Genomic DNA, 15451 nt, shown 5'->3' on the forward strand with positions numbered 1-15451 from the left:
AGGAGACCCGGAGGCGCCTTATGCGTGAAGCGTAGAGGCGTCTCCGGGAGGATCGAACTGGTAGCGGCGGAATAACCCTTGTGCCTCGTCGCCTCTGAGCCACTCTGCAAACGCGGCTGCACCGTTCGGGTTGGCGGCGTTCTGGAGAATCGCGGCATAGTAAACCAGCGGCTCCGGATAGTACGTCTTCCCGTCAATCAACAGACTCACATCCGGATGCTCAGCGTGAACATTCTGACCACTCAGGTTGATGTCCTTTGGCAGAACGACGTAGGGTAGGTTGGCCCAACCGGGTCCGATCCTGTAAGAAGCACTGGCATCCAATTCACCGCTCTGCAGGCGTGCCTGATTGTTTCCGCCGGTAAGAATCTGAGCCGGGTTCAGTGTCGGACCAAGAACCTTCTCCACCAGATTTGGCTGATTGTATTTTTTGGCAGCCAGCATAATCGCAAAGATGATGTTGCGTCCTCCCGGGTCGCCGGCAGGATTGGAACGCGCAAAGCGCAGCCCAGGTTCCTGCAGAATCTCCCACCAGTTCGCCTTCCCCTTGGCGACAGCTTCGAACTGAGGCGCAAAGCGACTCTTCGGACTGTACACAATGACCATCTCTGTGCGGGCGATCGGCTGCGCTATCTTCGCTTTACCAGCACGCATCACAGTGAGCATCGGACCGGGCGTGATGGGGATGAACACATCAGCCCGCAAACTCCCATCTACAATCGACTGCGCTACAGCATCTGCACCCTGCGCGTGACTATGCAGGTCCAGCTTGAGGCTCTGCGCAATCGACGCCTTGATAGGACCTTCCATGATCGGACGGATAGAACCAGCAGAGGCGACGTCGAGCACCGCCAATTCTTCAGCCAGCAAGCGAGTGGGAAATCCAGCAGCGATAGCTCCTGCGACGAGCGAACCTCCGCCCATCAAAAGCTCTCGCCTGTTGAAGTCTTTTCTGTCGCGTTTCATGGAGATCCTTCCCCTCTTCGAGGGAGATAGAGGTTTGCGCTATCGATTTTATACGGAGCGAAACGATATCTTTTGTCTGTGCCGGGCGGCGAGGCCACTGCGGAGCGCTGGTAAGACAGAGACTAGCTTCGAGGATGGCGTACACTTGGAACGGCTATTGATCGAATAAAAGATCACGCCCAACCGTTCCGACGCACGATGTTCCCGGAGGGATCCCGGTGTCGAATGCCTTCTCCACCCATACAAAGACCACCGCCCAAAGGCACATCACCGGAGATTCCCGTTGTGGCCATCGGGGCATCGGCAGGGGGGCTGGAAGCTCTTACGGCAATTCTGCATGCGCTTCCCACAGATATCGCATTGGCGTTCATTCTGATTCAGCACCTCGACCCCAAACGCCGTAGCCTTTTGCCGGAACTGCTTGCGAAGGCGACAAAAATTCCTGTACTCGAAGCCATCAACTCGATGAAAATCGAGTCCAACCGCGTCTATGTGATGCCCAGCAACGTAGACATCTCCATCACGGATGGCCACTTCGGACTGATACCGCGAGTCGCGGATCACAAGCAACACTTGCCCATCGACATCTTCATGCGTTCGCTGGCCGAAGTACGCAAGAACAAGGCCATCGGCGTCATCCTTTCGGGCACAGCATCCGACGGCACAGCCGGGGTTGAAGCGATTCGCGCCAAAGGTGGAGTGACCTTCGCCCAGAGCCCGGAGACAGCGAAGTTCGGCGGCATGCCACGGAGCGCCATCGAATCTGGCTGCATCGATTACGTTCTATCTCCCGAGAAGATTGCGGCGGAACTGGCCTGGATGAGCACCCACCCCAACGCCCGGCGCAAGTTGCTGGATCCCCAGGAAGAGCCCAAAGACGATCATGACGTCTTCGATTCAATTTTGAATGTGGTCAGTACTTCACAGGGCGCAGACTTCACCAAATACAAACCCAATACGATTCATCGGCGTACGCAGCAGCGCATGGCTGCGCTTCGGATCACTTCCCTTGCGGTATATCTCACCTATCTCGGCGAACATCCAGAAGAGGTAGCAGCGCTCTCCCATCATGTTCTGATTCCCGTAACAGAGTTCTTCCGCAATCCGGAGGTCTTTGAGGACCTTGCAAAGACAGTGTATCCAGCGATCGTTGCAGAAAAAGCAGAGGGGTCGCTGCGTATCTGGGTAGTCGCCTGTTCCAGCGGAGAAGAGGTGTACTCGCTGGCGATTACCTTGCTGGAGTTTCTAGGTGCAAGAGCAGATGGCATCCGCATCCAGATCTTTGGCACGGACATCAATGAGAAAGGGATTGCGAAGGCGCGCTCCGGCATCTACCCCGACAGCGCCATGAAGAATGTCTCTGCAGCCCGCATTGCAAAGTTTTTCACGAGGGTAACAGGGGGATACCGGGTCAACAAATCGATCCGCGATCTGTGTGTCTTTGCGCGTCAGAATGTCACTAAAGACCCACCCTTTTCGAGCCTGGATCTCATCTCTTGCCGGAACTTCCTGATCTACATTCAACCGGAGCTGCAGGAAAGAGTGATCTCGACCCTGCACTACGCCTTGAATACCTCCGGATTTCTGCTGCTGGGCAGTGCCGAGAGTGCAGCCTCTTATCCGCAGATGTTTACGCCATTGAATAAAAAGAGCAAAATCTACTCCAAAAAGGTTGGCAATCACCGGCAACAGCATACGTTCAAGACAAGCCGGACTCCCCTGCAGGCGACGGCATCGCCGATAACAAAAGCGCAGCCCATCAGCCGTTCGAGCCAGAATGAAGCCGAGCTGCAGCAACTCGCCGATCGAATCGTGCTGAAGGAGTGTGCCCCGCCCGGCGTGATCGTCAACGATGCCCTTGAGATCCTTCAGTTTCGCGGTCGAACCAGTCCTTACCTGGAGCCTGCGTCCGGACGCGCGAATCTTAATCTGCTGAATATGGTCCATGACGAGCTGGCCATCGCCCTGCGCACGGCCATCGCTTCCGCCAGAAAAAAAGCTGCGTCCATCAAGAAAAAGAACGTCGCTTTTGAACATAACGGCAAAAGGCGTGTGGTCGATTTATCCGTGATTCCCATGGAAGAACCGGTTTCCGGAATAGGGCGGTGTTATCTCATCCTCTTTGAGGGCGCAGCACCTCTAATCGAGACACACGGCAAAACAAGTCAGCGCCTGCCTGTGAAGGCAAGCGATCTTGCTCGGAGAACGATTCTTGAGCAGAAACGCGAACTGCAAGCCACACGCGCGCTGCTCAAGGAGCATCTGGGAGCACACGAAACGCTCCGCGAAGACTATCAGTCCGCCAACGAAGAGATGCTCTCTGCCAACGAAGAGCTGCAAAGTACCAATGAAGAGCTGGAGACTTCCAAAGAGGAGTTGCAAGCCACCAACGAAGAACTCACCACCGTCAACGATGAGTTGAACAGCAACAACACAACCCTGCATCTGCTTGGGAATGACCTGAAGAACCTGCTCGAAAGCACCGTGATCCCTATCGTGATGGTCGATAGCGGTCTGTGCATACGCCGCATGACCCCTACGGCAGAGACCATCTTTAAAGTGCTTCCCACCGATATAGGACGCCCCATTACCGATATCCGGCCGGACCTCAACGTTGATTTAAAACCTCTGCTTACAACTGTTCTCCGAGACGTCGTAGATCTCGAACGAGAGGTACAGGATCAGCAAGGCCGCTGGTATCGGCTGCAGGTAAAACCCTACAAGACATTCGATGACCGCAGCGATGGCGCAGTCTTAGTCCTCATGGATATCGATGTCATCAAGAAGCGCAATCAGGAGCTGGTACTTGCGAGCGAGTTTACCAAGTCCATCATCGAAACCATGCCCGAGCCTGTATTGGTATTGAATGCCGACTTGCACGTCCTGATGGCGAACTATTCTTTCTATCAGGCCTTTGAAGTTACACCGGAGGCAACACTGAACCGGTTTGTGTATAGCCTCGGGGATGGGCAGTGGAATAAAGCCGATCTTCGGACCCTGTTGGAAGAGGTTCTGCCGCACGACAGAAATTTCCTGAATCATGAGGTCATCTACGATTTTCCCGGCATCGGCTGGAAGTCCTTCATGCTCAGTGGGCGCTACATGGTGCAGGAGCCGGAAGCAGCCCCCCTGATCCTCTTGTCCCTCACGGATATGACCAAGCGCAAGAAGATCGAAGCGGCGCTCATCCAGGCAGAGAAGCTGGCCATTGCGAGCCGTCTGGCGGCCACCATCGCGCATGAGATCAATAATCCGTTGGAGGCGATCACCAATCTTCTTTATCTCGCCTCGACCGGAGATGATGCGGCAGCAGCAAAAGCCTATGCGACCCAGGCACTGGAAGAGGTCGGCCGCGTCTCACACATCACGCAGCAGACACTCAAGTTCTACCGGCAATCTACAGCTCCGTCGTCGGTGCAGGTCTCTGAGATCCTGGACTCTCTGCTGGTGCTTTATCACGGAAAGCTCCTGGCCAATAACATCATCATCCATCGTCAATATAGAGACAGTCCGTCGATCCTTTGCCTGGCAGGAGACCTTCGTCAGATCTTTGCGAATATCATCTCCAACGCTGTCGACGCGATGAGGTCGGGTTCCATCACCCTGCGGGTAAGAGCCTCCTATGACTGGCATAACCCAGAACGACGCGGTATACGTACGACCATTGCCGACACCGGCACGGGAATGGAAGCCAAGACGCTCCACCGAATCTATGAGCCGTTCTTTACGACCAAGAACGAGACTGGCACCGGGCTTGGCATGTGGGTGTCTGCTCAACTTGTCGAACGACTGCAGGGCGATCTGCGGGTGTCCAGCACAACGCGCCCCGGAAGAAGTGGTACGGCCTTCTCCCTCTTCTTACCCCTTGAGCTATCGAAGTAGAGAAATCGTACCGCGCTCAGCGAACCCGATAGACACGAGCTTCCCATCCCGCCATACGGACCGTGGCTTTTCCGCTTTCCCTGCGATTGTCTGAGGAGAGGACAAGCTCTCCAACCTTGAGCGTCGTTGGAAGCGCATAGTCGACCGGCTCTCGGCTGAAATTCATCAGGACAAGATACTTGTCCTCGCCTAACGAACGCGTATAAGAAAAAATCTTTGGGTTCTCCGGATCAAGATCTTGGTAGTCGCCGTAGATAAGTGCCGGCGTACTGGCGCGGAGTGCGATCAAGCCGCGAAAATATTCATAGACCGAATTGGGATCCTTCAGCTGCTGTTCGGCATTGATGGTTCCATAGTTTGGATTGACAGCGATCCACGGGACCTCAGCCGTGGTGAAGCCTCCGTTCCGGGAACCGTTCCACTGCATGGGAGTGCGTGAGTTATCGCGGCTGGTGTGCCGCATATCATCCATATATTGTGCTGCCGTCTCTTTGCCGCTCAGCACATCGGCCTTCCAGGCGTTCTTCGCCTCGATATCCCGCAGTTGATCGATCTTTTGAAAGGGATAGTTGGTCATGCCTAACTCGTCCCCCTGGTAGAGAAACGGTGTGCCTCGCTGTGTCAGCAGCAGCGTTGCCAGGACTTTGGCAGACGGCGCCCGCCACTCCGGCGAGTCGTCACCGAACGTTGAGACAACACGCGGGTTGTCGTGGTTGGAGAGAAAGATCGTATTCCAGCTGTGCGCATCAAGCCCTGCGGTCTGTCGCGCATAAAGCGCCTTCAACTCCGGAAGCGTCCATGGGCGAATCTTGCGACCATCCCGTTCCAGATGCACGATATCGAAGTTGAAGATCATGTTGAGCTCTTTACGACGCTCATCGACCAGCAGAGGCGTTTTCTGCAATGAAATTCCAAGCGCCTCTCCCACCGTCAGCGTGTCGTACTGCGAGAGCACGTTGCGGTTCATCTCCTGAATATATTCGTGGAGATGCGGCCCCGAGGCATAGACGTCGCTGGAACTCTCTCCCCGTTTGAGGTCTGGAAACGCGGGGTTCTTGGAGATAAATGGAATCACATCCATGCGGAACCCATCGACTCCCTTGTCCAACCAGAACTTCATGATGCTGTACACATCGGCGCGAACTTTGGGATTGTCCCAGTTGAGGTCCGGTTGTTTTTCCGCAAAGAGATGGAGATAGTATTCGTTCGTCGCCGGATCGAGCTTCCAGGCCGAACCAGAAAAGAAAGACGGGAAATTATTGGGCGGCGGCGGCGTGCCATTCTCCCCAGGCTTGCCGGGCCGCCAGAAGTAGAAGTCGCGATAAGGGTTGTCCTTCGATTTGCGGCTTTCGACAAACCAGCTATTTTCGTCACTGGTGTGATTGACGACCAGGTCGAGAATCAACCGCATGTGCCGCTTCTTGATTCCGGCAAGAAGCTCGTCGAAGTCGGCCATGGTGCCGAACTCCGCCATGATCTTGCGATAGTCGCGGATGTCATAGCCATTGTCCGCATTGGGCGAGTCATAGTGCGGTCCAAGCCAGACGACATTGACTCCGAGCCTCTGCAGGTAGTCGAGCCTGGAAGTGACACCGCGCAGATCGCCGATGCCGTCTCCGTTAGAGTCCTGGAACGAACGCGGATATACCTCGTACACCACCGCTTCCTTCCACCAGGTTGGAATGTACCCATTGATTGTGCGGCCCTCCTGCGTAAGGACGTGCGACGGAGTGGCGGAGGGTGTAAACGGCATAGTCCCAGTCTGCGCGCAAGCGTGACCTGCGGCAAACCCACCAAACAACCCGCCGACGAAGCCGGCAACGATAAGGGAACGCATCAAGACAGTCTCTCTAAAAAGAAGACGGGGCGCCGATAACTTTTATCCCCTTCCTCCATTTCACTGCTGCAAGTTATCTAGCGTGAATTAAATCACTTTATGAATGCATGAACCGATCTCAGGGTCAGCTCGAATTCACCGGCTAGAAGGATCACGATGTGTAGGGTAGGGGGTATCACTCGGAAGCGAGCAGATTGCTAGTGTCCCCTGGCCTGCTCAACCCATCGCTGCTCATTCACTCCCTTCACCAAGAGCCAGAGCATTAGTGCAGCCTCCGCAACGAATCCGAGAACTTCGGTGAAGACGGCTACACCATGCATACGCCATGGAGCAAGGAAGACAAACCATCCGAAGCCCGCTATCAAAATTAACAGCCCCAGTGCCCTTGGCAAGAAGGCCGAACGAAGAATCAGAACGCCGATCAGAAAACAGTACACTCCGAAGAAGAGCAGCGGATTAGCTGGTGGCTTCCCGCTGGGATACAACTCCGGCAACATCATGGCGACCCCTGCGAAATTGAATAGCATGGCGACGGACGACAGAATCCTGCCCGACGGCCAGAACAGCCGGCAAAACAGAATTCCGAGCACGAGGTAGAGCGCAATCGAGATGAAGTTGGTCACCTTTCCCGATACGGCAAAATGCTTACTAAGCAGAACCTGTCCCACAATTGCTGTCAGGAAGTACAGCAGATAGATAAGACCCGTTGTCCTTGCCAACGAACTCCTCATGCTTGTACGACCTCCATGGCGTTTCAATCCCATTTTCAAGGCGAGGATAGCACGCAACACGCGACGCAACCCCTAATGAGTTGTCGGGCTGCGGGTTTGGACATCAAACGCATTCATGGAGAGGTAGAACCAGTTTGTATTTCTGATTCTGGCGAGTCGTCGGCCAATAGGACGTCGAGGTGGCTCCCTCAGCCCTCTTTGTGTTCATAACCCAAAGAGCCTAAGTTACGCCTAATCGAAACTATGGGTTCAAAGCTGCCACCTACCGAACTTCACTCCTGCACCGGCTTCTGGCAATGATGCTCAGAGGTCGCGGACACACAGAGGAAGGGGCAGGAGTGAAACATTCGGCTCTATTTGATGGGGATTATGCTGTCAGGCATATTTATTGGAATAATTTTTCTATTGACATCAAACATGTCAGACAGGTAAGGTTCTGTGGCTGAGAAGCAATCGCTTTAACCTGTCCCGGAGAAATCATGCCTCATACCTACGTAAGTACGCCAGGCAATGGCGTTAACAAAGTTCAGCTTCCGTTCTGGCCACGTTTTCTGTACACCCTTGTGTGTCTTATTCATGTGGGAATCTTCGGTTCGGCAGCGCTGTTGGCGCAGACAGGTGGTGAAGGCGGTATACAGGGCACGGTCATCGACCCAACCGGTGCCGCGGTCCCGGGAGCAGTTATTACCGCGACCAACGTGGCAACAGGTGTCGCCACAACGCGTGTGGCCTCCAGCGACGGCCTCTATACGATCTCGCCCATCCTCCCCGGCGTCTATGCGGTGTCTGCCAAGGCGCAGGGCTTCAAAGAGGTGACTCAGAAAAACCTCTCGGTCGACGCCCTCAAACTGACCGGTTTGAACATCACCCTGGCCGTCGGATCAGAGTCCACGGAGGTCACAGTGACCGATGCTCCACCGGCTCTGGAGACCACGAACGCGGTTCTTGGCGCGGTGATGGAGAACAAGACCTATGCCAACCTTCCTCTCCAAATGGGTGGGCAACAGCGTGATCCGACAGCCTTCGCCGTTCTGGTGCCCGGCGTGCAAAGTGGCTCTCGCGCTCCCATCATCGGTGGCACTGGGAATTATCTCGCCGCAGTGTATGTCGATGGCATTCCGGTAACGACGATCAACCAGCAGGGCGACAACCGGGTTGTTTCGAATGCGCTCCCTGTGGAATCCATCGACCAGTTCCAGGTGGTAACCAGCACACCCGATGCGGAGTACCAGGGTGCTGGCATTATCAACTTCACGCTGAAGTCCGGAACTAGCCAATATCACGGTTCGTTCAATACCTATGTTCGCGCGCGCATGTTCGACACCTGGGGTTTTGCGTCTAAAGATGCAACGGCCGTCAATGCTGCAGGCCAGACGATTCAATCACCCAAGCCCGATGAACATCAGTCGGAGCTTGTCGCCGCAGGCGGCGGTCCTATTCCGTTCATGAAGAAGCACGGCTTCTTTTATCTGACCTACGACAAATACCACGGCCGTAGCGGCATCAACCCTAACTTCGTAACCATACCCACGGCGCTTATGCGGCAGGGCAACTTCAGCCAGTTGACGGTGCCCATCTACGATCCGACCACAGATGCAGCATGCTCGGCCTTAGGCAGCGGAACAGTTTGCCGTACGAAGTTCGCCAACAACATTATTCCTACGGCGTATCAGTCGCCGATGGCCCTCCAGATGCAGAGCTACCTGCCGACTAACTACGCCAATACCAACACCGTAAACAACTACTTCGGTGGCGTGCCCAGCGGTTATGACAACTGGGAGATCGCCGGCCGGGCCGACTTTGATCTCACCCCCAGACAGCGGCTTTCGTACGTGATGGCGTATGGCGTCCGCAAGAACGTGCCCTTCACCGTTGGATCGAATGCAGTGCCTACCGTAGCCGGTGTCGTGCTTCCGCTGCCCTACACGGCAGGCGGTTACGCGACCATTACGCCCGTTGTGACGGACATCGAACACGCATGGCAGATCTCCAACAGCATGACCAACCAGTTGAAGTTTGCCTTCAATCGCTTTGGCCAGCCCATCACCAATCTGACGGACGGGGTTTCACCCTACCGTGCTGCCGCGGACATCGGTATCACTGGCCTTCCTGACGGCCAGGCATCTACGGAATTTCCGGAGATCAGCTTCGCGACGACCACTGCGAATGCAGCACAGCTCGCAACCTGGACATCGAACGGAGCCAGCGGAGCAACACAGACGACGATCCCCAACACGTTCACGCTGCTGGACAACTTTATGATCACCAAGGGCAAGCACAGCCTTACGCTGGGCTTCACGACGCAGTGGCTTGAAGATAACGTCGCCGCGCAACTGGGGCCTTCCAGCGTCTACCAGCTTGGGTTCTCAGCGAACTCAACCGCCGCGATCGTATCTGGCACCGTATCTCCAAACGCTGGAACAAGCGCGAACAGCCCAGGACCAAGCGGATTCTCTTATGCCAGTTACCTGCTAGGCGCGGCGAGTCAATCCAATATCGGCCTGCAGGCCGTATCGGAGACCGGTGGCCGCTACCATGACACCTCTCCTTATGTCGCAGATGTCTGGAAGGTGACACCCAATCTGACACTGAACATCGGTCTGCGTTGGGACTACTTTCCACCCTTCCACGAAGTTCAGGACCGATGGAGCTTCATGAATCCCAACCTCACCAACTCCATCACAGGCACTCCGGGTGAGCTACAGTTTGCTGGCAATCATGGCGGACCGGGTGTAAGCTGCAACTGCCGGACACCGGTGCAGACGTGGTGGAAGAACTTCGGACCACGTATAGGTCTGGCCTATTCTGTAACTCCAACGACGGTGATACGAGCGGGCTATGGCCTGGTGTACTCGATTGGAGGCGGTGTCGGTGGCCGCGGTGGTGCAGGTACCGGTACAGGCCAGACGGGTTTCAACACCAGCGCTACAACGCCTACTGAAATCACGACAACTTCGAACGGTGCTCCAGGACCCTCGTACTACCTGAACAATGGTACGTACTTCCAGAACGCCGGATTGGGAAATACCCAATACGGCGGTCCTGGCTACTCGCTGCCCGCGCTGCCGCAGCAGAACGCCGCAGCACAGACACTGCTGACCAGCTATTACGGCACAACAGGCTCGACAGGCACTGGACCTGGGTACGCCGATCCCTACCTCTCCGGCCGCGCACCTGAGTTCGCTCTCTTCAATGCCGGGATTCAGCAAGCCTTGAACAACAATCTGACGCTCACCCTGAACTATGCCGGAACTGAAAGCCACTTCCTGTTGGCGGGTGGCTCAAACCCTCGCGGCTACTGGACCAATCAGCTTGATCCGAAGTACATGGTGGCGCTAGCTGCGGTGGCCGATTCCACGGGCAAGAATCCCGTGCTCGGCGCGAAGGCGACGCCGGCGAACGTTGCGATCGTGCAGGCTGCGATGTCTGGCTACAAGCTCCCGTATGCGGCGATCTCTTCGGCTGGCACCCAGGCCACGATAGCTCAGACGCTGGTTGCCTTCCCGCAGTACAACGGTCTCTCCGACACATGGGGCCAGAACGTGGCAAACATCAGCTACAACTCACTGCAGGCCTCGCTCGCGCAGCGTGCTTCTCACGGACTCTCCTATACGTTCAACTACACATGGTCGCGCAATATTGGCGACGATGGCACCTTCCGCTCGGGCTTCGATCTGCCCACTGGCTCGGTTTCGGGTACGTCGCAGACGTTCCATCAGAATCGTATCGAGCGCTCACTCACCACTACCGATATGACGCACAACATCTCGGCCTATGGCCTGTGGGAGTTGCCATTCGGCAAAGGCCACACCGGCGGAGATCATTTCCTCGTACGCGCTCTGGCGGGGGGATGGCAGTTGTCCACAATCTACCAGTTCACCAGCGGCACACCGTTTGTGGTCTCGTATGGCGGATGCAATGCGCCACTTGCCGGTACGTGCGAGCTGGATCTGAATCCCAACTTTACCGGGAACCCACGCGTTCGCACTGGCTACCGGAGCTTCAACACGCAATACATCAACCCCGACGCCTTTAGTGCTCCGACAGCTTATAGCTCCAACCTCAGCACGAACTACAACAAACTCGGCAACGCACCACGCACAGCACCTTACGGTCTGCGCAATCCGTACTTCTGGAAGGACGACGTCAGCTTACGCCGGACATTCCCAATATGGAACCGGGTGAATCTTGTGGCCGAGGTCGATTGCCTCAATGTCGCTAACCATGCCACACTGTCGAACCCATCGGCTACGTGGGGCGCACCGGGTTCAGCCGCTGGCAATGCGTTCGGCGTCATTACGGGCGCGCAGGCCAACTCTCGCGACTTCCAATTCGCGGGTCACATCAACTTCTAAGTTATGGCGTGATTCCTCAAGCCTCGGGTGCATGTCGCGCACCCGAGGCATTTTTCTAGAACCGCTTTATAACTGCATCCTGCTGCAGGAGTTTTTATGCAACTCAGTTCCCTCTCCCGAATCTCGTGTGTCACCACGATGCTGTTCTCCTCCATCGCCTTTGCACAAGCCCATCCGGATACCCGCACCCCCGACAAGATGCCGACTGCGGCCGAACTCAAGGACCCACCCAAAACCTGGATCGACAAAGATACCGGACACCGCGTCATTCGGCTGACGGATGAACCCGGCTCAGCGAGTTTTTACTTCAACGTGAACGGCTATACGCCCAATGGCAACGAGATGGTCTACACCGTGCCTGACGGGATCAACGTTCTGGACCTTACAACCCACAAAACCCGCTCCGTCGTTAAAGGCAAAGTCCACACCATCATTGTGGGACACAAAACACCAAGCGTGTTCTACATCAAGCCAGAAGAGAACGCGATCTACAAAACGAACCTCGATACCGGTGAGACGAAGTTCCTGGCGAAGATTCCACCACATGGAAATATTGCAACAGTGAACGCCGACGAGACGCTGGCAGCAGGCACCTATGACGAAGCAGACCGGCCCAGTGAGCAGTTCGGGCATAACGCAGGCAAGACCGGAGCTGTCAGTCCACAGACAAGCCCGCTGGAACAGGCCGCGAATAAAGGCCAGATGATGCAGCGGCGTCTTGCCGCTCGTATTCCACTGGTCCTCTACACACTGGATCTCACAGGCAGCGGAAAGATCACACCCTTGCTGCACAGCACCGACTGGGTCAACCATCTGCTGTTCTCACCGAGCGATCCCACCGTGCTGATGTACTGCCATGAGGGCCCCTGGCAGGCAGTGGATCGTATCTGGACCATCCGCACCGACGGCACACACAACCAGCTCATGCATCAGCGCCATATGGCTATGGAGATTGCGGGTCATGAGTTCTGGGGTCAAAACGGCGAGACCGTCTACTACGACCTGCAGACACCCAAGGGGCAGGACTTCTTCCTCGCGTCGTTGAACCTGACGAATGGCGAGCGGCGCTGGTATCACATGGACCGCAACGAGTGGTCCATTCACTTCAACGTCTACAAGGATGGAGAACTGTTTGCCGGCGACGGCGGAGATCCCGGCCAGGTGGCGAAGGCTCCCAATGGCGAGTGGATCTACCTATTCCATCCTGAACTCTTGAAGAACACAGGTCTGGTAAGCAAAGACTTCGTCAGCCCCGGTGTGCTGCGTGCCGAACGGCTGGTCAACATGTCGAAACACAACTATGCACTTGAACCCAACGTGAGCTTCACTCCAGACGGCAAGATGGTCATCTTCCGTTCCAACATGTTCGGCCCAACGTATGTATTCGGCGTCGAGACTGCGAAGGCTAAGCCGTAGCACGGGTCTTTCGCCTTTGCTTTTCTGGTTTGTCATTCCGAGCGTAGCGAGCGAACCTGCTTCCTCCCGTTCTTCGTTCATGCCATCCAGAAGGCGCGCAAGCAAGAACCAAAATGGCTGGTTTGTGCTGGCATATAACGTTTGCGATAGCGCTGGCAAAAGCGAGAAGCAGGTTCGCTCGCTACGCTCGGAATGACAAGCCAGAAAAGCAAGAGCACTTTTTCATGGTCGTGCTACTAATTAGCACGGTATGGCGCGATCGTTTTGCCCCTAGCAGAAAAGTCTTTCGCTACAGGATCTTTCGTCAGCGCCTTCAACCCCGACACAACACTTTCCGCATTGATCACGGCGCCGGCAAGTGTCGTGTGCGTATGAGGATCGCCAAACAGCGGCTCTACCGCAGCTTCACCCAGAGCATCGTACTTGCGCGCGCTAATTTCATTCAGATCAATGAACCCTGCATGTTGCTTCTCCGCCACTTCCCTCGCCCACCCACCGTAGGAATCCGAACCTCGAACGATCTTACCGTCCTTCCAGATCTTGCGCGGTACAAATGAGCAGATGATCGGAATCGCTCCTTTAGCCTTCGTATCCTCGACGTACTGAGTCATGTACCAGCCAAAAGTGTGAACCACCTCGTGCTTTTTCAGGATGGGATTCTCTATCTCCTGTGACTCATCCCCCACACCCTTGATCGTGCCTCGTGCACGCGCGACATCGTCCAGAGGGCCGCTGTCATTGTGGCCGAACTGAAACAGCACAACATCGCCTGGCTTGATCAACGCCAGCGTCTCAGCCCAATGCCCCTCGGTAATGTACGTCCTCGAACTACGCCCGCCGATGGCTCGATTGACCACATTGATCTTCGAGGTATCGAAGTAAGCGACAAAAGGTTCTCCCCACCCCATCTGGTTGTTGGCTCCATCGCCACGGCCATTGCGCACCGTCGAATCGCCCACAAGAAACAACGAGGGAAGAGCCGGATTCGCAGGCACTGGAAGCGCAATCTTTGCAGTGCGGGCTGGGTCTGTATCGACCACCCCAGTTGTTGGCTCCGGGTGCTGCAGAGCCATCCGCTTCATCTCGCTTGCGGCCAGCAGGAACCCTCCGACGCCGTAGGTGTAGCTCGCAGAAGGCAGATAGAACGCAGGCTCAGCGCCGGTCTGCTGAATGCAGCCCAGCCGGCCGTCAGCATACACATGCTGCAACATACCGCGCCACGCTTTCGCAATCACCGGCCGATAGATTGCGCCATCCAGCACTCCCTCATTCACACCCCACGCCATTGCATAGACAAACAGCGCTGAGCCCGATATCTCAGGGAGTGGATAGTGCTCAGGATCCAGCAGACCCGCGTGCCAAAGCCCATCTGCGTCTTGCAATCCAGCGACGCGAGCCGACAACTCACGAAGCTGCTCGATATAGAACGCACGGTGCGGATCATCCTTTGGCAGATATTGCAGTGTACGAACAAGGCCACCCATCACCCACCCCTGCCCCCGCGACCAGAAGATCTTTTTCCCGTTCGCTTCGCGCTTTGTCAGGTAGGTGGCATCACGCGCATATAGGTGTTCATCCTTGTCCCACAGCGTGTCATAGGTACGCTGCCACTGAGTATTGAGATAGTCGATGTACTTAGGATCACCCGTTGCAGCATACATTCGCGCCCATACCGGTGGCGCCATGAAAAGCGCATCACACCACCACCACGGAATCCTTGGGTCACCAGGCTTCAGCGTAGCCAGGCCAATGACAGAGTCGAGATCGGCCTGTGTCGGCGCAAGCATCGCCTGGTCCTTCTTGCCCTGCTGCAAATAGAGCTCGAGATACGTCTGCCCGACACTCTGATCATCAGCATTCGGCAGCCGGTTGCGAAGTGCCCAATCGTACTTCTTTGCCATCACCGTCATGGCATCGCGATACTTTGCATCACCCGTAGAATCCGACGCCGCCATGAAGCCGCTGTACAACACGCTCCACGTCCAGATGCGATCAAAATAGGGCTGCGACCGCGCCAGTTGCCAGTCAGCCACCTTGCGAGTAACCGCATCGATCGCAGCCGGCGTCATCGCAGGCGAGAGATCCGTCGCCAGGGGGCCAGCGTCTTCGGGCGCATCGCCGAAGTGCCGTGAGGCATCCTTATCGATGCCCGTCTGCTGCACAGATGTAGGCAGGGGAAATTTCTGCGCACGCACGGTTCCCTGCACCGACAGCAAAAGCATCGCAGCAGCGCCAACAAAGCACTTCGTGGACTTCCAGATCAT

At 55.9% G+C, this 15451-nt stretch carries 7 protein-coding genes; 3 read left to right on the forward strand and 4 right to left on the reverse strand.

Annotated elements, in window-relative coordinates; all coding sequences use genetic code 11:
• Positions 1-18: 18 nt before the first annotated feature.
• On the reverse strand, positions 19-966 hold the full coding sequence (locus tag GSQ91_RS01350; protein ID WP_158819450.1) for an extracellular solute-binding protein: 948 nt from the start codon (positions 964-966) through the stop codon (positions 19-21).
• Between the two features lie 225 nt (positions 967-1191).
• Here GSQ91_RS01350 and GSQ91_RS01355 point away from each other — a divergent pair, with 225 nt between their 5' ends.
• Positions 1192-4848 (forward strand): chemotaxis protein CheB, encoded by a 3657-nt coding sequence (locus GSQ91_RS01355; RefSeq protein ID WP_158819451.1) that lies wholly within the window; start codon positions 1192-1194, stop codon positions 4846-4848.
• Between the two features lie 16 nt (positions 4849-4864).
• Here the strand turns inward: GSQ91_RS01355 and GSQ91_RS01360 are convergent, their stop codons facing one another.
• Together GSQ91_RS01360 and GSQ91_RS01365 are read right to left on the reverse strand one after the other, a co-directional pair.
• Positions 4865-6685 (reverse strand): alpha,alpha-phosphotrehalase, encoded by a 1821-nt coding sequence (locus GSQ91_RS01360; protein WP_254064315.1) that lies wholly within the window; start codon positions 6683-6685, stop codon positions 4865-4867.
• Between the two features lie 197 nt (positions 6686-6882).
• Positions 6883-7404 (reverse strand): DUF4386 family protein, encoded by a 522-nt coding sequence (locus GSQ91_RS01365; RefSeq protein WP_158819452.1) that lies wholly within the window; start codon positions 7402-7404, stop codon positions 6883-6885.
• A gap of 491 nt (positions 7405-7895) precedes the next feature.
• On the opposite strand from GSQ91_RS01365, the gene GSQ91_RS01370 reads away from it, so the two are divergent.
• Both GSQ91_RS01370 and GSQ91_RS01375 read left to right on the forward strand, forming a co-directional pair.
• Entirely contained in the window at positions 7896-11771 is a 3876-nt protein-coding gene (locus tag GSQ91_RS01370) for a carboxypeptidase-like regulatory domain-containing protein (RefSeq protein ID WP_254064308.1), read from the forward strand.
• Positions 11772-11867: 96 nt separating this feature from the next.
• Complete coding sequence (locus GSQ91_RS01375; RefSeq protein WP_158819453.1) at positions 11868-13187, forward strand: oligogalacturonate lyase family protein; 1320 nt, start codon at positions 11868-11870, stop codon at positions 13185-13187.
• Between the two features lie 236 nt (positions 13188-13423).
• Here GSQ91_RS01375 and GSQ91_RS25785 read toward each other — a convergent pair whose 3' ends face one another.
• Positions 13424-15451: a glycoside hydrolase family 88 protein gene (locus GSQ91_RS25785; protein ID WP_254064309.1), complete on the reverse strand. Its 2028-nt coding sequence runs from the start codon at positions 15449-15451 to the stop codon at positions 13424-13426.

Source organism: Granulicella sp. S156 (assembly GCF_009766105.1).
GTDB lineage: Bacteria > Acidobacteriota > Terriglobia > Terriglobales > Acidobacteriaceae > Granulicella.